Source organism: Helicobacter sp. 10-6591, from assembly GCF_003288805.1.
In the GTDB taxonomy this organism is placed as follows: domain Bacteria; phylum Campylobacterota; class Campylobacteria; order Campylobacterales; family Helicobacteraceae; genus Helicobacter_F.
Map to the genome: position 1 here is coordinate 1 of NZ_NHYK01000002.1, position 19,454 is coordinate 19,454.

Below are 19,454 nucleotides of genomic sequence, written 5' to 3' on the forward strand. Positions count from 1 at the left end.
TACTCTCTCTAATAATACCTTCTAGCATTTTGGTTGTCCTTTGATTTTGGGATTGAACAGGGGAGTGGGATTGTAACCAGGGGAGGCTTAAATTAAGATTGTAGAGAATCCTACAAACCCTTGACTTCTAAAGACACCTCAGCACTGATTCCATTGCCGATTTTGACCTCGATCTGAAACTTGCCTATATGTTTTATAGCTTCTTTTATCACTATGCATTTTTTGTCAATTTCTACTTTGAGCTGCTCATTTAGAGCTTGGGCTACTTCATCTTTGGTCACAGCACCAAAAAGTGTGTTATTTACGCCAACTTTCTTGTGCAAAAGCAGGTTTATTTCTTGTAGGCTAGCTGCTAGCTGTTTTTGTTGTGCTATTGCTCGGGCTTTGTTTTCTGCATCTTGCTTCTGCTTTGCCTTATAGCGATTAATAACTTCATTTGTAGCAAGTTGTGCTTTGCCTTTGGCTATAAGAAAATTCTGTCCATACCCATCTTTGACCTCACAAACTTCCCCTGCCTTGCCTAACCCCTGTATATTTTCTAATAACAACACTTTCACTACGAACTCCTCAAAACCGACACGCTGTATAATTTGCAAAAAATTATAACGAAGTTTCAAATGCTGAAAATCACCATTATCAAACGATCCCAAAAGAGCATACGGTTAAGAATCAAAAACCACCAAAATGTTATTTTGAGTGTACCAAAGCACTATAACAATGCTCATTGCGAGCAGATTATCGAACAAAACCGCAAATGGATAGAATCCAAAATCTTGCTTTTACAAACAAAAGAAAGAGAACTCTCCCAACTTACACAAACTCAAAAGATTCTGTATTTCGGTCAGTGGCTTGATATTGCAAAATTTGCAAACCCCAAAGAGATTCTCGCAAATGACTTGAAAGATCTTATTTGCAAATATGCATCGGAGCTAGCCAATAAAATGTCTTTACGATATGAGGACATAAAACTCACCAATGCAAAAAGTTATTTTGGGCTTTGTACAAATAAGAATCTTCTCAAATTTTCGCTTATGCTTTGTTTTGCTCCAAAAAATTGCATTGAATATGTGGTAATCCACGAACTCTCACATATCACACACAAAAATCATTCAAAAAACTTTTGGAATCTTGTTGAGGAGTTTTGCCCAGATTACAAATGCAGACGCAAGATGCTGCGTGAGAATGCAGAAATTTATAAAAGAATGCTTGCAAGAATATTCTAGTTTTTACGTGCTTGACGCTCTTGTTCTTGCTCTTTATAAAGCAGCGCACAGTTCTTTGCTAATTCACGAATCTGCAAAATACAATTTTGTCTTTGTGCGACAGAAATAGCCTTCCTTGCATCAAGCACGTTAAAAAAATGGCTTGCTAGCATTGCGTAATCATATGCAGGTAATGGAAGTTTTGAATCCAAACAATGCTTTGCTTCATTTTGTGCTAACTCAAAAAATCCAAAAAGAGTTTGTATATTTGCAGCTTCAAAATTGTATTTACTGAACTCAAATTCACTCTCTTTATGTACATCACGGTAATAAAGATTCTTTCCCAAAGCATTGCGTCCCCAAAAAATATCAAAGACATTTTCCACGCCCTGTATATACATAGCCAAACGTTCCACTCCATACGTAATCTCCACGGCCACAGGATCGCATACAATCCCGCCTACTTGCTGGAAATAAGTAAATTGTGTGACTTCCATTCCATCTAGCCAAACTTCCCATCCAAGCCCCCATGCACCCAATGTAGGCGATTCCCAATTATCTTCAACAAAACGTACATCATGCTCTTTGGTATTAATCCTTAAAGTCTCTAGGCTTTGCAAATACAAATCCTGTATATTGTTTGGATTTGGTTTGATAAGCACTTGGAATTGATAATAACTGCCTAAGCGATTTGGATTCTCTGCATACCGTCCATCTGTGGGACGACGAGAAGGAGCCACATAAGCTACACTCCAAGGAGTAGAATCCAAACTCCTTAATAAGGTAAATGGATGGAATGTCCCCGCTCCAGAAGGAATATCATAAGGCTGGACGATAAGACAACCTTGGCTTTTCCAAAACTCTTGCAAAGTTAATAGAATATCTGAGAAGCTATGCACATATATCCTTACTTAAATTTACTTTCCACTCATATTGCTAACTCTACCCCACATAAGCCGGTACTTCTTTTTTATAAACTCCACTTCCTCGCGTGCGTTTGCTAGTTCATCACGTAAAACTTCCATGGTTTTTTTGTCATCATCATACACTTCTTGCATAGACATTAAGGCTTCTTTGAGGAATGAATTTTCATTTTTAAACGCACTGATTGTCTCATCTTTACTTGCAATAACCTTATCATGCAGACTCAAAATTGTCGAGATAGTTTTTTCTACAAATACAGGATCAAGCGTTTGTCCGCTAGTATCAGAACCAATAAGCGTATATTCTACGCGTTTGACTAATGCAGAAGTTCCACTGCTTGCATCTATGAAAATATTCTCGCCTTCTTTTTTGCTCATGATCGTACCAGATTCTATAAGTGAGCGTACCTTATCTTCAGGCAAAGCAGAGAGCTTGATAAATTCTTCCAAACTAATCCAAGATGCATCGGCAGTGCTTATTGTAAGTTCTTTATTTCCTTGTAAACCACTCATTTTATATCCTTACTTCAATTTCTAAAGAATCTAGCTCCACTTTTTTGGCTTTCATCACACGATCTTGTATGAGTTTGCCTGCAAGTTCATCGTTTTTCAAACTTAAAATTTGCATAGCCAAATACGCCGCATTAATAGCACCTGCTTTACCGATAGTAAGCGTAGCAACAGGCATAGAACTAGGCATTTGCACAGTCGAAAGCAAAGAATCTAATCCATCAAGAGCGCCTCCAGCTAGTGGCACACCAAGTACAGGTTTTGTAGTGAGTGCTGCAATACTTCCAGCTAAATGTGCGGCCATACCAGCTGCTGCAATGAAAACTTGCGCACCACGATTCTGCGCATCTTTGACATATTCTTTAGTACGCTCAGGCGATCTATGAGCAGATGAGATAATCATCTCAAAAGGCACATCAAATTTTTTTAAAACCTCTACACACTCATTCATAATACCTGCATCACTTTTACTGCCCATTATGATACTAACAAAATCCATCACAAACTCCTTTTTGCGACCCAAGCAATTGCGATTCCGCCAATGCCCCTAAAAAATTACACAAATCACATCTAGCCAATAAACATAATTGCTATATTGCTACCCACCTGCATCCCTTCGTGAGCATAAATCTCTTTTATCACGCCATTTAATGGAGCCAAAACTTCATTTTCCATTTTCATAGCTTCAACAATCGCAAGTGTATCGCCAACTTTCACGCTATCACCAACTTTTACTTTCAGTTTTGTAAGTGTTCCTGGCATTGGGCTTGTAGCATGTCCTGCGCAAGTAGCTTGTGGCAAACCATTAGAATTCTTGAAAATAGCCTTTTTTGTTTTATCCTTTGTCTCCACATATACTTCACGCAACTCGCCATCCATACGTATAAAAAATGGACGAACCCCACCACTCTTCTCTCCGCTTCCCTCAATCTTGATTTCATACTGCTCTCCGTTGACAGTAATCACAAAGTCCTTGGGTAGCGTATCTACACCTTTATCCTCAAAATACTCCAAACTCTCTGGTTGCAATCTATTCTCATTACGTTCAATAAAAAAGCTCTTAGCAATGCTGCCAAAAATCGCATACGAAATCACATCCGTTGGGCTTTTTGCGAAATCCTTAGATTCTTCTCTGGCCTTTGGTAATTCATCTTGGAGTAAATCTGCAGGGCGCTTAGTGTTTGGCTGCTCATCTTCTAGTATTTGTTTGATTAAAGCCTCAGAAATAGGAGCAGGCGTCGCCCCATATAATCCTTTGATTACATTGCGAGTTTCAGTCGTTATTGTTTTGTAACGTTCGCCTAAGAGTACATTAAGCACTGCCTGTGTCCCGACAATTTGGCTTGATGGTGTAACCAAAGGTACAAACCCAAAGTCCTCTCTCACACGAGGAATCTCTGCCATGACCTCCTCCATGCGACCAAGTGCATTTTGCTCTTTGAGTTGGTTTGCCATATTTGAAATCATTCCACCCGGAATCTGAGAGAGCAATACTCTGGTATCAATTTGGTTATACACAGATTCAAACTTCGCATACTTCTTGCGAGCTTTGCGTAAAATCTCACTTGCTTGCTCAAGAGGTTCTAACTTTAGCTTACTGTCGTATTGGGTACCTCTTAATGTGGCAATCATTGACTGCGTACAAGGATGGCTTGTGCCTTCACTCAGTGCAGAATTTGCCAAATCCAACACATCAGCCCCGGCTTCTAAGGCCTTAAGATGTGACCCAAAAGCAAATCCAGCAGTACAATGCGCATGAAAGCTCAACATAACCCCAATTTCCTCTTTAAGAGCCTTCACTAACTCATAGGCTTTGAATGGGGTAATCAAACCAGCCATATCTTTGATAGCAATAGAATCACAGCCCATCTTTACCATTGTCTTGGCATATTCCACAAAGCCTTTTGTAGAATGCACAGGCGAAGTCGTGTAGCATATTGCTCCTTGGGCATGTTTGTTGTGTTTTTTTACAGATTCTATGCAAGTTGTGAGATTACGTGCGTCATTGAAAGCATCGAATATCCTAAAAATATCCATACCCGCTTGAGCACTGAGCTTGATAAATTCCCTCACTACATCATCAGCATAGTGTCGATAACCTATGAGATTCTGTCCGCGCACAAGACATTGCAATGGGGTCGTTTTGAAAATAGCTTTTAAGGTATGCAAGCGCTCAAACGGATCTTCTTTGGTATAACGCAAACATGCATCATAAGTAGCACCACCCCAAACTTCCACACTATAAAACCCCACTTGCTCAAACAACTTAGCTGCCTCTAACATATCCTCTGTGCGCATTCTCGTAGCTAGAAGTGATTGATTCCCATCGCGCAAAGAATTTTCTGTGATCCTTATCATTTTATTATCCTTTCTCTTTGGGCTTTTATAGCTTCTATTATACTTAACCTTTTTTATAGATTTTTGCACTCTAAAAGAGACCCAGATCCCAGATATATTCCCTTTTAGCGTTTGAATCCAGTAATCTTGACTCAGGAATCTATTGCTTTAAGAGAATCAGCAATTGCAAAAACGAGATCCTTTGTGCCAACATGGGCAATGGAAGAAACTTCTAAAATAAAACTTGCTTTAGGAGCGCAGGCGGATAATTTGGCTTTTATATCTTGGATATCCTGCTTGGAATCTAAAATATCTATCTTACTTAAGACAATACCAAATGCGCGATTTTTAAGTTCTGCAGAAAATTTTTGTAGTTCCATACAGAGACTTTCAAATCGTGTTACAGGATTAGAATCTGTGCTATCAAGCACAAAAAGTAGGAATTTCACTCGTTCAATATGTTTTAAAAATCTCAACCCTAAGCCCTTGCCCTCGCTAGCACCGTCAATTATACCGGGAATATCTGCCATAACAAAAGAGTACAGCATATCAACCTCAACTACTCCAAGATGGGGTGTAAGCGTCGTAAATTCATAATTTGCTATTTCTGGCCTCGCATTAGAGAGAGTGGAAATGAGGCTAGATTTACCCACATTTGGATAGCCTACAAGCCCCACATCAGCAATGAGTTTAAGTTCTAATTGGATATGGATTGTTTGTCCTTGTGTACCCTTTTGAGCATAGGTAGGTGCTTGGTTTGTCGCACTTTTAAAATGGGTATTGCCTAGTCCCCCTTTGCCACCGTTTAGAAGCTTTATGTGCATATCTGGCTTACATAAATCTGCTAGTAATTCTTTGTTTCTAAAATCTAGAATCTGCGTTCCCAACGGAACCTTAATAATCAAATCCTCTCCATCTTTGCCTTTGCAGTTTTTTGGCTTGCCCGGCTGGCCATTCTTAGCTTTATGGTGCTTTATTCCACGAAACCTTGCAAGTGTATTTGTGTGGCTATCAACCTCAAAAATGACATCGCCTCCCTTCCCTCCATCGCCACCATCAGGTCCGCCAGCAGTAACAAATTTTTCTCTGCGAAAACTCACTGCTCCTGCACCGCCATTACCAGAAGAAATGAAGATATCTGTGCTATCCACAAACATACTGCTCTACTCCAGATTCTGATTTGATTTGAACAAGACCTCGTCTCTGTTAGATAAGGTCTAAAAGGAATTTGGGACTATACAAACAAGTGGGGGAGGGATAAAACTAGTTGTTCATGGTATTTGTGAGATACACAAAGCTTAAAGAGGGATAACAGAGACCTTCTTGCGTTCTTTTGTTTTTTGGGTGAATTTAACCACACCATCAATGAGGGCGAAAATCGTATGATCCTTACCCATCCCTACATTTTCTCCTGGATGCACTTTCGTGCCACGTTGTCGAATAATAATATTCCCAGCTCGTACAAACTCCGAACCAAACTTTTTCACTCCTAAGCGACGACCTGCAGAATCACGATTATTCTGTGTACTTCCTTGTCCTTTTTTATGTGCCATACGCTACTCCTTAAAAATCTATTGATGATTGATTTTGAGGATTCTTACTCGTGTAAAATCCCTTCTAAAACCACGTTTTGTCTTACTATCCTTTCGCCTACGCTTTTTAAAAGTAACGACTTTTTTGGCTCTGCCATGATTGATTACTTCCACCTCTATTTTAGCCCCCAAAAGAATCGGGGTACCAAACCTTAGCTCCTTCCCATCATGCAATGCTAAAATTTCACCCAACTCTATTTTTGATTTTGGTTCAAGTTTCAAGCGATCAAGCAACACAATATCGCCTTCGCTCACCTTGTATTGTTTGCCTCCATTTTTAAATATTGCATACATAAATACATTCCCTTGAGAAGTTTGAAATATTCCTTTGTATTAAGAACAAAAGCGGGCATTCTATACTAAAAAATCTAAGACAAACTTTAAGCAATTTACAAGGGTGAGATGATTTTTGGAATATTTATCACGCTTTCATTAAAGCAACATTATGGTACGATCAAGCAGCATCTAAATTCTTTGTTAAGTAATTTCTCTTGCTCAAGGAACAGATTCATTATGAAATGCGGAATCTTAAAATTTAGCAAAATGGTATTGATTAGTATTGGATTATTAGCCTGCGATACACAAACACAAACCCAAGAACAGCCCAAAAAATCACCTATACTTGTCGCCACACAAACAATAACCTCCCAAGATGTAGCTTTAAACTTTGAATATCCAGCAAGATTAAAGTCCCCTCAAAGTGTGGAAATCTATGCACGTGTAGAGGGGATACTGCTTGCAAAAAATTTCAAAGAAGGCGAGTTTGTCAAAAAGGGTGATACGCTTTTTAAAATCGATCCTACGACTTACAAAAATAAAATGAACAGTGCAAAAGCACAACTCCAGAGCGCACAAGCTCAGCTTACAAAAGCTACACGCGATTGGCAACGCACAAAACGGCTCTACAAACAAGGTGCAATAACTGTAGATACTTACGATGCCTCGCTTTATAACTACCAAGTAGCCCAAGCAGATGTCTCAAACGCACAAGCAAGCCTTAATGATGCTTTGGTGGACTTAAGCTATACCAATGTAGTGGCAAATATTTCAGGTAGGACAGGAATGCGTCAAGTAGATGTAGGGAATCTCGTGGGGCAAGGAAATAACAATATCCTTACAACCATAACCCAACTAAGCCCTATTTATGCGGAGTTTGCAATCCCTAGTGCAGATTTTTATTACATTAGAGATTTGAATAATGCAAATGTAAGCGTGGAGGTTGTGATAGGAAATGGTAAGGTGCATGAGGAAATCGGAAAACTTGATTTTATCGATAGTGTGCTAGATTCTCAAACGCTTTCGGTCAAAGCGCGAGCGGTTGTGGGGAATGATAATTTTAAACTTCTGCCAAATGAGCTTGTGCGTGTGAATCTCAAAGGTTTTGAAGCCAAAGATTCTATCGCAATTCCACAAAGTGCGCTTTTACAAGACAAAGAAGGAAGCTTTGTGTATCTCTATGATGATGGTAAGGTAAAAAAACAAAGCGTCATTTTGGGCAAGATTCTTAAAAATGCTGAGATCCTTATCCCAAGTGGCTTGAAAAGTGGCGATGTTATTATCACAACAAACTTAAGCAAAATCCGCCCCGGAATGGATGTAACCCAATTACCTTCTCAACCTTCCCAGCTTATCCAAGCTCTGTAAGGAGGGTGGTGTGATCTCACGATTTTTTATCAATCGCCCTGTATTTTCTATGGTGCTTTCTATCATCATTACAATCGTTGGTGCCATCTCAATTTTTACCCTACCAGTAGAGGAATATCCACAAGTTACACCCGTTGAAGTTATGGTAAGCGCAAACTATAACGGCGCAGATGCAGAAACCATCGCAAACACCGTGGCAAATGTGCTAGAAAATAGCATTAATGGCGTGGAAGGAATGATTTACATCAAATCAAGCTCAAGCTCAAGTGGTAGCGTGAGGATAAGTGTTTCTTTTAGCAATGACACAAACCCAGATATGGCAACGGTGAATGTCAATAACCGCGTGCAGGCTGTGCTTGCCACACTTCCTACAGAAGTGCAACGCACAGGTGTTACCGTACGTAAGCGTAGCTCTACAATTTTGGGCGTTTATACGCTGTATTCGGACAATCCAAATCATGATGCGATTTTCATCGCAAACTATGCGTCGATAAATATCATTGATGATTTAAAGAGAATCCCCGGTGTGGGAGATGTCAATGCGTTTGGGTCAAATGACTATTCTATGCGCGTTTGGCTTGATTTAGACAAATTATCGCAAAACAACCTCACCCCCGCAGAAATTACAAGGGTTATACAAGAGCAAAACGCGCAATTTGCACTGGGAAGCTTTGGTAAAGAGCCTGTGCGCAAGGAAGTCGCTTTTACCTATGCAGCGACTACGCAAGGACGTTTTATTAAACCTGAAGAGTTTGGAAATATCATTGTGCGCTCAAATCCCGATGGCTCAGCATTGCGCTTAAAAGATGTGGCACGAGTTGAGCTAGGTGGGGCAGATTATGGTGTAAATGCTTCTTTTAATGGCAAAACCTCAAGTGCCTTTGGAATCTTCGCCCAACCCGGTGCAAACGCGCTAGAAGTTTCTACTGCAGTAGAAAAGAAAATGATTGAATTAAGCCAGAGATTCCCAGAGGGCTTGCATTTTGCAAAGGCATATGACCCGACAGAGTTTATTTCAATTTCTGTGAAAGAAGTGATAAAAACTTTCATTGAAGCTATTGTGCTTGTGGTGATTATCATCTACTTTTTCCTGCAAAATTTCCGCGCAACACTTATCCCCGTGATTGCAATCCCTGTTTCAATCATCGGTGCATTTGGAGGAATGTATTTGCTCGGATTCTCAATCAATTTGCTTTCACTCTTTGGGCTTATTTTGGCAATTGGGATTGTGGTAGATGATGCCATTATCGTGGTAGAAAATGTGGAGAGAATCTTACATGAAAAAAAGGTAAGCGTCAAAGAAGCTACAATTGAAGCGATGAATGAGATACAAAGTCCATTGATTGCCATTGTGCTTGTGCTTAGCTCTGTGTTTATCCCTGTGGCGTTTATCGGGGGCTTTAGCGGGGAGATTTACAAGCAGTTTGCTGTAACGATTGTTATTTCTGTGGTGATTTCAGGTTTTGTCGCGCTCACACTCACGCCCGCACTTTGCGTGTCGATTCTCAAAGCAAAAGAGCCAAAGCCATTTTATCTCGTGCGCAAATTTAATGAAGTCTTTGACTGGTTAAGCTATCACTTCACGCAAAATGTCGCAAAGTCAATCAAACGTGGCGTGTGGTATTTGCTCGTATTTGCAGCGATTTTAATCGCAACTTTTGAATTATTACTCAAACTTCCAACTGGACTTGTGCCCGCAGAGGATAAAGGCTCGCTCATGGGATTCTTGCAACTTCCGCCTGCAAGTGCGCTTTCACGCACCACAGATGTGGGAATACAAGCAGTGGATTTGATTAAAAGCAATCCAAATGTTAAAACCATTATGCTAATTGCGGGCTATGATATGCTTTCTTCCGCACAGCGCACAAGTAGCGCGGTAATGTTTACAAAGCTTAAAGATTGGAGTGAGCGCAAAGGCGAGGCAAATAGCTCTTTTACAACCGCTAGAATGCTCACAGGCGCGCTTAATACAAATCTTGATGCGATAGGCTTTGTGCTAAATCCCCCAGCGATTATGGGATTATCACTTACAGGAGGCTTTGAAGCGTATTTGCAAGACCGCACAGGCGGAAAACTACAGGATCTAGAGAAATACGCGCATTTGCTTGTTTCTGAATTAGCCAAACGTCCAGAAATCTCCATGGTGCGCACATTGCTTGATGCCAATATCCCGCAATATCGCATAACACTTGATAGAGACAAAGCAAAAGCGCTCAATGTCAATGTTGATGATGTGTTTTCCACAATGCAAAGCACTTTTGGGAATTACTACGCAAATGACTTTAACCTCTATGGGCGCACTTATAAAGTGTATGTGCAAGCAGAGAGCAACTTTAGAGAATCTCCAGAGGATTTAAGTCAGGTTTTTGTAAAGTCCTCAAGTGGTGCGCTTGTGCCGATCAGTTCGCTTGTGAGTTTTGAGCGCATTGTGGGTGTTGATGTGCTAGATAGGTTTAATCTTTTCACCGGCGCAAAGCTCATGGGCGATCCAAAGCCCGGATTTTCCAGTGGTGACGCGCTCAAAGCCCTAGAGGAAGTGGCACAAGAGGTTCTACCTGAAGGCTACACGATAGCCTATACCGGTACTTCTTATCAAGAGAAAAATGCCAGTGGCACAGGTATGCTCGCATTTGTATTTGGGCTTGTGTTTGTGTTCCTTATCCTAAGTGCGCAGTATGAGCGATGGCTTATGCCACTAGCTGTGCTTACGGCAGTGCCTTTTGCGGTGTTTGGTGCGACATTAGCGACTTATTTGCGTGGATTAAGCAATGATATTTATTTCCAAGTTGGGCTTGTAACACTTATCGCGCTTGCGGCGAAAAACGCCATTTTGATTGTGGAATTTGCCATGCATATACGCGAAAACGAAGGCAAAACAATTCCAGAAGCAGCCATAAAAGCAGCGCGGTTAAGATTTCGTCCTATTGTGATGACTTCACTTGCTTTTAGTATCGGTGTATTGCCTCTTGCGCTTAGTAGCGGTGCGGGTGCGGCTAGCAGACATGCCATTGGCACAGGCGTGATTGGCGGAATGCTTGCAGCGACTTTTATTGCGACATTCTTTATCCCACTCTTTTGGAGCTACTTCGCACGTCTAAGCGAGTGGATAAAAGAATCCAAAATAGAAAACAAAAGCAGTTAATGCTACAGTCGCCTTAGCAAAATATGGCAGGGAAAATATGCACGATACAACTCCTCTTGTTTCTATCATAGTACCAATTTATAATGTGCAAGCCTACCTCAAAGAATGTCTTGAAAGTATTATTAATCAAACATACACAAACATTGACATTGTGCTTATAAATGATGGGAGTACCGATGAGAGTCTGCAAATAGCCCAAGAATATGCACGCAAAGATAATCGTATATTTCTTGTATCCATACCAAATTTTGGTCTTAGCAATGCACGCAATACAGGCTTAGAATTTATCAAAAATACACCTTTGCGCGATTTTTTTGAAAATGGCCAAAAAACAGATATTCCATCTTTTAGCAAAACCAATACTTTCCAAACAACACAAAGCTTTATTGCGGTAAATGAGTTGGAACAAAATTTTGAACAAGTCACTCCGAATTTTATTAAATCAAAAATCCAAAATATCAATGAACTGCTTATCCAAGAACTACCAAAGCGGCTTATCCACTTTGTGGATTCTGATGATTATTTGCACTCTCAATGCATTGCAGAATGTGTGAAACTGATAAGAGAGCAAAAACTAGAGATTTGTGTGCATAACCTTGCAATCTATAATGAAAAAAATAGGCAATTCACATATAACCAAAGACTTGGAGTCTTTAAGAATGTCCCAAAAGATAGCTATGAGAGTGGATTGGAACTCTTAGCGCAAAACAAACTCTATGATTTTTATTTCGCATGGCAGGGATGCTTTGATTCTCAAATCCTTAATCGCTATAAACTTCGATTTACTCCTAGAATCTACCACGAAGACCATGACTTTGGCACTCTACTTTTTGTCTTGGCACAAAGGGTGGGCTATACAAACCAAGCCTTGTATATCTACCGCGGTCATGCGTACTCTATAAGCTCAAGCCAGTACCACAAAGACTTTCCACCAAACCTTCCTGATAATCTCAAAGCACTCCAACCATTTTTTGACAATTATAAAGACTTGCGCATATATTTTAAGGCGTATTGCTACTGTATCATAGCCTCAAAAATCTGGGAGTTCTATCAAGAGAATGCAAAGCAAGATAAGCAATGGACGCAAAATTACAAGGATTTTTTCACACAGACGACATTGAGTTGTTTGCAAATTTTTAAGACCTCACTCAAAATTGATCCACTAAAGATCAAAGACAAGCTCGCAATTTTTACAATTCCAAAACCTACTATTTTGCGCTGGTTTGTAAACGATCTCCACCGCCAGCCAAAAAAAATACGATATATACATAACCTCAAATTCCTGCTTTTTGACAATTGCTGATTACTCAAGGAGAATCTTTTGAGCTTTATTGGTGAATATATTTTTAATTCCACGAATATTCTCGTACTGCTTGTGTCTACTCTTTTTATGTATGCAGGCTGTTCCTCTGTGGTGGTTAATCTCAAAGATTTGGATCCATCTCGCGCACCAAAAAGCATACAAATCCCTCCATTTGAATCTCATGAAACACTCATAGGAAAAATATACAAAGATGCATTAAAAAAACACAAAGGTTTAAGTGGTGCGATTCTTGTGACTGACGGCACACAAGCACTCTTGCATCGCATAGCCTTAACTCGCATAGCACAAAAAAGCATTCTGTTACAAAGCTATATTTACAAAGATGAGATTTCCTCAAAACTCTTTATTTACGAGCTATGGAAAGCTGCAAATCGTGGTGTCAAAATCCAAATTCTCATCGATGACAATGGGCTAGATTCTGACTTTTCAGACATTATTACTTTGGATTCTCATGACAATATCGAAGTAAAGATTTTCAATCCCTACAAAAACCGCTCGAGATTCTTGCGACTACCAGAGATGGTCTATGATTTCAAGCGAATCAATCACAGGATGCATAACAAAATTTTTGTCGTTGATAACATAGCGCTAATTATTGGCGGTCGCAATGTCGCAGACAACTACTTCGATAGCGATTTGAAAACAAACTTTGCTGATACTGATGCGATTTTCTTAGGAGATGTAGCAAAAAAAGCAAGTGAGAATTTTGCTCTTTACTGGCAGTTTGAAAACTCAATCCCAGCCTATCTTCTACCATCAAAACGCACAATGAAGAGCTACCAAAAGAACATACTCAAAGGTATGCAAAGCATCCAAAAATACCCGCAAGAATTCGAGCAATATGAAGAATTGCTCAATAATTTCCTCCAAAACTACAAAAACAAAAAATTCGAACTTACATGGGGAAAAGCTAGCTTTATAGCAGACTCTCCTTCAAAAATACATGGCGATTCTGCGCGTCCAATCTCTGATGCTTTAAAAGAGATTCTCAAACATACAAAAAATGAAATCTGCATAGCAGCGGCATATTTCGTCCCGGGCAATGAAGCAAGCAAAACTCTAGAGACACTTGCTAAAGACAATATCAAACTGAGCGTTCTTACAAACTCTCTAAGCTCCACAGATTCCATATTAGTCTATGGAGCATGGGAGCGTTACCGTGATAGATTAGCAAACAATGGCGTGCGCATCTATGAGTACCAATATGAGGGCAAAAGCAAGAAAGCCAATGTCCGCTCTAAATTACACTCTAGTGCAGGGGCGAGTTTGCACAGCAAAAGCATTGTTTTTGATTCGTATATCACTTGGATTGGAAGCTTTAATATGGATGCACGATCAGACAATCTCAATACAGAATCTGTAGTGGTGTTTGAAAACGAGGAGTTTGCCAAAAAAACAAAGCATGATATCCAAGAGCAAATGGCAGATTCTTGGCAAATATGGCGCATAGATGATAAGACATATTGGAAAGGCTATAACAACAAAAGGGAGTTTGAGATTCACAAAAGCGACCCAAATGCAAGCATAATGCTTAAAATCATCAAATGGTTTTCAAAAATCCTGCCTGAAAGCCAACTTTGAATGCGTGAAACGATGTATTCATTTCAATGTGGATTTGAGAATTTTAAGGATTTTTTTACAAATTCTTATAAAAATGTTTGGAGGTAAATACGAGATTTTAAACGCTATCCAATCTAATTTTTTGTTTTGTTGAATCGCACTTGGAATCCTAAGTGGAAATTCTAATTCATAAACATTCATTCTTGCAAACTTACTATCACCTTTGGTGTGTGTTGCATCGTCTCGATTGAATCCAATGTTTTGCACCATATTGTTTTTAGGATATATACATAAACCATTGTGTTTCCAAATGCTATAAGTGAAATAGTAATCCCAAGAATCCACTGCACCATTTTTTGCCATTAGGAAAGTTTTATGCCAATAATTACGCTCTTTTGTGTTAGCCCAATTATCAAGTGCATTAAATTCTTTTTCAAAATCATCAAACGCACTCACATATTGCTTCCATACTCTAGACCAAGATGCCCAACCCCAAATGTGATTGTATTTTGAAAAATAATAATCTTCTTTTAAGCTTTCTTTAGTATGCGGTACAAAATCAAGTGCGCTCCAACCACTTACCATTTTGATAATTTCTATATCTTTGTATATTTTTAGGTTCTCATCACAGAATCTAAAAAAACTCATATTTGGCAAACAATCATCTTCTAAAATGATCCCTTGCTCCTCATTCTCGAAAAACCAAGTAATAGCAGAGATTAAGGATTGCTTAGAATTTAAATAGTGGTCTCTAAAAAGCGTTTTAACCTCGCATTCCCAATTAATATTGCTAAGCAAAGTTTTACGAAGATTGAAAACATCCTCCCTTTCATCCAAATTTTTATAGTAATTTTGTGCAATATAAATTCTTGTAGGTTTGACAGATTTTATAACATCAAAAACCTTCATTGTGGTATCTATACGCTTATACACACAAAGCAAAACAGCACTTTGGGTTATATACTCCTTCATTCTATTAATGCTCCCTCTATACATTTTTTACAAATTGGATTTTTTTCATATTCACACATTTTGTGGAGTTTGCGTAGATCTCTCATTTTTTGAGAATTCCAAAAATTTGTCAGAGAAATATCTCCACACTCTTTGTATTGTTCAAAAATATTGCCTAGCACCATAGATTCTCCCCAAAAAGTACAGCAAGGCAACACATTGCCTTCGGCTGTGATGACAAGCTGCTTATAAGGAAAAGAACAAGAGAAATCCTTCTTTTTGCTCGTGGTTCTGGAACCCAATTCTTGAGAGGTCTTAGGTGGTTTGATCATTTCTTGTGAGCCTATCATGTCTACCTTATCCTCCCAGAAATCTATAAACTCTTCTAATTGGTGTTCATTCAGCTCTGTGCGTACAAAATTTACTCTCACTAAAGGTAAATTGCCCTCCCTTATAGATTGTTTGAGTTTCATAAGATTCAAAACATTTTGGACTACTTTTTCATAATTTCCCCCAGGACGTACTTTGTCATAAACCTTTTTAGAAAATGCATCGATACTTACTTGGATTCTGTCAAGTCCGCAATCTATAAGACTCTGCGCACGAGCCGAATCTAATAACAAGCCATTTGTAGAAAAATAAATATCCATTACACCTTTTTTCTTTGCATAAGCAATAAACTTTTCTAGATCTTTTCTCAAAAGTGGTTCATTCAAATAATTGAGTTTAATAGCTCTAAGTCCCTTAGGAACACCATCATCTATGATCTTACAAAAAAACTCAAAAGGAAAAAGGATATGTTTTTTCTCACTATTGACCTCCACACTTAAAGGACACATAGGGCATTTAAGATTACAAGTGGCATTCAATTCAAAATCAATTTGTATAGGATATGTAGTAGTTATTTCTAAACGCGAGGCTTGTGTATAAATATAGCGATATTCTTGCCATTTAACAGAATTTTTATTTTCACCTACAAGATTGATTTTTTCAATCCCAAAAATCCCTGTAAGTTCGGTATCGTTACGTTTAAGTTTCATAATGTTTCCTTGATAAATTGCTGTGAAAATATTGTAAGTATTCTTAAAAATACTGCATATAACGGCACACTTGAATTCCTTACCATATCTTCCAAGGTGCATTACCGCTAAGCCATAATTTTATGAGTTCATTTTTATCTTTGAGTGTATCCATACACTTCCAGAATCCATTATGTCTATAAGCATAAAGTTCATTATCTAGTGCAAGATTTTTAAGTGGAGATTGTTCAAAAATCGTAGAATCACCATCTGTGATGTAGTCGAAAATTTTGGGCTCACAGATAAAAAACCCACCATTTATATAAGCTTTAGATGTCCCCCCCCCCCTAATTCATCACCTTTTGGTTTTTCGGTAAATGTTGTAATTTTATTGGTCTTAAAATCAATATCAAGTGTGCCAAATTTCCCTTCGGGTAAAACTGATGCCATTGTAAGTGCTTTCTTATGAGACTTATGAAAAGCTAGCTCTGCCTTTAGATTAATATCACTCAACCCATCACCATAAGTTAACATAAAGGTGTCATTAACGTAAGATTTGGCATACAAGATTCTTCCCCCAGTCATAGAGTTCTGCCCTGTATAAAGCATAGTAACTTTCCACGATTCATTACGAGTAGTATGTATTTGAAGCAAATTTGTATGCATATCGATACTTATATCACTATATCTTGTGTAGTAGTTAATAAAATAATCTTTGATTATATGTCCCTTATAGCCTGTAAGAATGATAAAGTCATTAAAACCTTGCGAACTATAAAATTTCATAATGTGCCACAAAATTGGATAGCCACCGATTTCTACCATAGGCTTTGGTTTAAGTTCCGTCTCTTCAGAAAGCCTTGTGCCAAGCCCACCAGCTAAAATTATCACTTTCATAAAATATTCCTTTACGCTAAAGACCTTATTCAAAGAATAATAATCTGATACAAAGACATAAGCTTTCTATGCGATATATATTACTTACTGCACAAGGAGTTTGAATCACCAATTCTAAGACTGGATTTTAAGCTTAACAAGCTATGTTTTAGCTTAATACCCAGCTGTCGGTTTTAAATAAAACTCCTTATAATGGCACCTTTAAAAATCCTAATTTAAAGGAGTAAGTGATGTTTATGAAAGACAAAAAAGGTCTTATTGTGGGTGTGGCCAACAATCGGTCAATTGCTTATGGAATCGCTAAAGCCTGTAAAGAACAAGGTGCCCAAATCGGACTTACATTTCTCAATGAAACCCTGGAAAAACGGGTGCGTCCTATCGCTCAGGAACTCGATTGTCCACAATATGTTTATGAACTCGATGTGAGCAAACCAGAGCATTTCAAAACTCTTGCAAATAATCTCAAAATAGACTTTGGCGGGCTTGATTTTGTTGTGCATTCTGTTGCGTTTGCACCAAAAGATGCACTGGAGGGGGATTTTTTAAACACTAGCAAAGAAGCATTTACGACAACTATGCAGATTTCAGTTTATTCGCTCATAGAACTTGTGGGGTCACTCCAATCATTGCTAAATTCTGGTGCCTCGATTCTCACTCTTAGCTATCTTGGCAGTGTGAAGTATGTGACAAACTACAATGTTATGGGTGTAGCAAAGGCTGCTTTGGAATCAAGCGTGCGCTATTTGGCTTATGATTTAGGTAAGCGCAATATCCGTGTCAATGCAATCTCAGCTGGCCCTATCAAAACCTTAGCTGCTAGTGGGATTAGCGACTTTAATATCATGCTGAAATGGAATGAAGCAAATGCGCCATTGCGTGAAAATGTAAGCGTTGATCAGGTGGGTAATTCCGCGATGTATTTACTGAGCGATTTAAGCAGTGGGGTTACAGGCGAAATCCACTATGTAGATTGTGGTTATAACATCATGGGTATGTGTGCTACTGAGCAAATTGATGGCAAGCTCACCCCGCGCTTTGACCTCCTTAAATAATGCAACTCCACATCATCTCTCTAGGCTGCACTAAGAATCTTGTGGATTCTGAAGTCATGCTGGGCAAACTTACAGACTACAAACTCACTTCTAACCTCCCTCAAGCTGATGTTATCATCATCAATACTTGTGGTTTTGTGCAATCTGCCAAAGAGGAGAGTATAGCCACTATTCTTGAGGCTTCAGTACAGCGCAAAGAAGGCGCATTGCTCGTTGTAAGTGGCTGCTTAAGCGAGCGGTATTATGATGAGCTAAAAGAGCAGATTCCAGAAATTGACATTATCACGGGTGTGGGCGATTACGACAAAATCGAAAAAATGATTGCAAGCAAGCAAAGCCTGCATTCACAAAAAGTCTTTCTTGCTAACGAATCCCATAATCGCGTGATAGTTAATTCCAACTTTCATGCCTACATAAAACTCAGCGAGGGTTGCAACCAAAAATGCAGCTTTTGTGCGATACCTTCTTTCAAAGGCAGACTGCATTCGCGTACTATAGATTCTGTGATAAAAGAGCTTGAAACTCTCTATACAAAGGGCTTTAGGGACTTTAGTTTTATCGCTCAAGATTCAAGCTCATTCCTAAGAGACCAAGGACAAAAGGAGGGTTTAATACAGCTTATTGCACGCATAGATTCACTTCATCTCCCAATAAGTGCCAGAATCCTCTACCTCTACCCAAGCACCACCACACACAATCTTATAGAATCGATTGCAAACTCAAAGAGCTTCTTGCCATATTTTGATATGCCATTGCAGCACATTGCAGATTCTATGCTCAAAGTCATGAATCGCGGTGCAAACAAACAAAAACATCTCGAGCTTTTAGAACATATGAAGCAGATTCCTCATTCCTTCATACGCACAAGCTTTATTATCGCTCATCCGGGTGAGGAGGAATCAGAGTTTAGAGAGTTGTGCGATTTTGTAGAGAGCTTTGGATTTGATAGGGTGAATATTTTTGAATTTAGCCCCCAAGAAAACACCCCAAGTTTTTCTCTGCCGCTCATAAGTAAAAAGATTGCAAATTCACGTATAAAGCATATTGAGAAGATTCTCAAAGCCCAGCACAAAAAGCATCTCCAAGCAATGCTTGGAAAAAAACTAGAAGTTATCATCGAGGGCAAATCCCAAGTCAGCCCGTATTTTTATAGTGCAAGAGATAGAATCTGGGCACGCGAAATCGATGGAGAGATTCTTATCAATGATGCACAGAATTTAGACAATCTCCAAGAAGGTGCATATCTATGCCAAATCACACAAGTTAAAGATGGTTTTGTCTTTGGGAGAGTGGAAAACTGA

At 39.0% G+C, this 19,454-nt stretch carries 17 protein-coding genes and 1 pseudogene; 7 read left to right on the plus strand and 11 right to left on the minus strand.

Annotation, left to right across the window (positions count from 1 at the left end; genetic code table 11):
- Positions 1-110: 110 nt before the first annotated feature.
- Positions 111-557, minus strand: coding sequence for a 50S ribosomal protein L9 (rplI, locus tag CCY97_RS00755; protein ID WP_112063587.1), 447 nt, complete (start codon positions 555-557; stop codon positions 111-113).
- Between the two features lie 60 nt (positions 558-617).
- Here rplI and CCY97_RS00760 point away from each other — a divergent pair, with 60 nt between their 5' ends.
- A complete protein-coding gene (locus CCY97_RS00760) occupies positions 618-1,223 on the plus strand; it encodes a YgjP-like metallopeptidase domain-containing protein (protein WP_112063588.1) in 606 nt (201 codons plus the stop codon).
- Here CCY97_RS00760 and glyQ read toward each other — a convergent pair.
- From glyQ to rplU, 7 genes are all read right to left on the minus strand, one after another.
- On the minus strand, positions 1,220-2,101 hold the full coding sequence (gene glyQ, locus CCY97_RS00765; RefSeq protein WP_112063589.1) for a glycine--tRNA ligase subunit alpha: 882 nt from the start codon (positions 2,099-2,101) through the stop codon (positions 1,220-1,222). The two genes, CCY97_RS00760 and glyQ, sit on opposite strands and share 4 nt — an antisense overlap.
- An 18-nt stretch (positions 2,102-2,119) precedes the next feature.
- On the minus strand, positions 2,120-2,638 hold the full coding sequence (locus tag CCY97_RS00770; protein ID WP_112063590.1) for a DUF3972 domain-containing protein: 519 nt from the start codon (positions 2,636-2,638) through the stop codon (positions 2,120-2,122).
- Between the two features lies 1 nt (position 2,639).
- Positions 2,640-3,134, minus strand: coding sequence for a 5-(carboxyamino)imidazole ribonucleotide mutase (purE, locus tag CCY97_RS00775; protein WP_112063591.1), 495 nt, complete (start codon positions 3,132-3,134; stop codon positions 2,640-2,642).
- 71 nt (positions 3,135-3,205) lie between these two features.
- Complete coding sequence (locus CCY97_RS00780; RefSeq protein WP_112063592.1) at positions 3,206-4,993, minus strand: pyruvate/oxaloacetate carboxyltransferase; 1,788 nt, start codon at positions 4,991-4,993, stop codon at positions 3,206-3,208.
- 131 nt (positions 4,994-5,124) lie between these two features.
- On the minus strand, positions 5,125-6,129 hold the full coding sequence (gene obgE / locus CCY97_RS00785) for a GTPase ObgE (RefSeq protein WP_112063593.1): 1,005 nt from the start codon (positions 6,127-6,129) through the stop codon (positions 5,125-5,127).
- A 141-nt stretch (positions 6,130-6,270) separates the two neighbouring features.
- On the minus strand, positions 6,271-6,525 hold the full coding sequence (gene rpmA, locus CCY97_RS00790; RefSeq protein ID WP_112063594.1) for a 50S ribosomal protein L27: 255 nt from the start codon (positions 6,523-6,525) through the stop codon (positions 6,271-6,273).
- 18 nt (positions 6,526-6,543) lie between these two features.
- Complete coding sequence (gene rplU / locus CCY97_RS00795; RefSeq protein WP_112063595.1) at positions 6,544-6,858, minus strand: 50S ribosomal protein L21; 315 nt, start codon at positions 6,856-6,858, stop codon at positions 6,544-6,546.
- Between the two features lie 219 nt (positions 6,859-7,077).
- Here rplU and CCY97_RS00800 point away from each other — a divergent pair, with 219 nt between their 5' ends.
- Genes CCY97_RS00800 through CCY97_RS00815 form a run of 4 tightly spaced genes read left to right on the plus strand, consistent with a single transcriptional unit; the run spans position 7,078 to position 14,255 of the window.
- Positions 7,078-8,208, plus strand: a complete 1,131-nt coding sequence (locus CCY97_RS00800) for an efflux RND transporter periplasmic adaptor subunit (RefSeq protein ID WP_181562772.1) — start codon at positions 7,078-7,080, stop codon at positions 8,206-8,208.
- Between the two features lie 10 nt (positions 8,209-8,218).
- Positions 8,219-11,350 (plus strand): multidrug efflux RND transporter permease subunit, encoded by a 3,132-nt coding sequence (locus CCY97_RS00805; RefSeq protein ID WP_181562773.1) that lies wholly within the window; start codon positions 8,219-8,221, stop codon positions 11,348-11,350.
- A 37-nt stretch (positions 11,351-11,387) separates the two neighbouring features.
- Entirely contained in the window at positions 11,388-12,653 is a 1,266-nt protein-coding gene (locus tag CCY97_RS00810; RefSeq protein ID WP_112063597.1) for a glycosyltransferase, read from the plus strand.
- 18 nt (positions 12,654-12,671) lie between these two features.
- Positions 12,672-14,255 carry a phospholipase D family protein gene (locus CCY97_RS00815; protein ID WP_112063598.1) on the plus strand — a complete coding sequence of 528 codons (1,584 nt, stop codon included), beginning with the start codon at positions 12,672-12,674 and terminating at the stop codon, positions 14,253-14,255.
- Between the two features lie 18 nt (positions 14,256-14,273).
- On the opposite strand, the gene CCY97_RS00820 is transcribed toward CCY97_RS00815, so the two are convergent.
- The 3 genes and pseudogenes from CCY97_RS00820 to rfbF form a co-directional block, all read right to left on the minus strand.
- Entirely contained in the window at positions 14,274-15,206 is a 933-nt protein-coding gene (locus tag CCY97_RS00820) for a methyltransferase FkbM (RefSeq protein WP_112063599.1), read from the minus strand.
- Positions 15,203-16,225 carry a radical SAM protein gene (locus tag CCY97_RS00825; RefSeq protein ID WP_112063600.1) on the minus strand — a complete coding sequence of 341 codons (1,023 nt, stop codon included), beginning with the start codon at positions 16,223-16,225 and terminating at the stop codon, positions 15,203-15,205. The genes CCY97_RS00820 and CCY97_RS00825 overlap by 4 nt, the downstream gene beginning before the upstream one ends.
- Positions 16,226-16,304: 79 nt before the next feature.
- Positions 16,305-17,101, minus strand: a pseudogene (gene rfbF / locus CCY97_RS00830) (glucose-1-phosphate cytidylyltransferase).
- A 227-nt stretch (positions 17,102-17,328) separates the two neighbouring features.
- On the opposite strand from rfbF, the gene fabI reads away from it, so the two are divergent.
- Together fabI and rimO are read left to right on the plus strand one after the other, a co-directional pair.
- Positions 17,329-18,153 (plus strand): enoyl-ACP reductase FabI, encoded by an 825-nt coding sequence (gene fabI, locus CCY97_RS00835; RefSeq protein WP_181562774.1) that lies wholly within the window; start codon positions 17,329-17,331, stop codon positions 18,151-18,153.
- A complete protein-coding gene (rimO, locus tag CCY97_RS00840) occupies positions 18,153-19,454 on the plus strand; it encodes a 30S ribosomal protein S12 methylthiotransferase RimO (RefSeq protein WP_112063602.1) in 1,302 nt (433 codons plus the stop codon). Before fabI ends, rimO begins: the two co-directional genes overlap by 1 nt.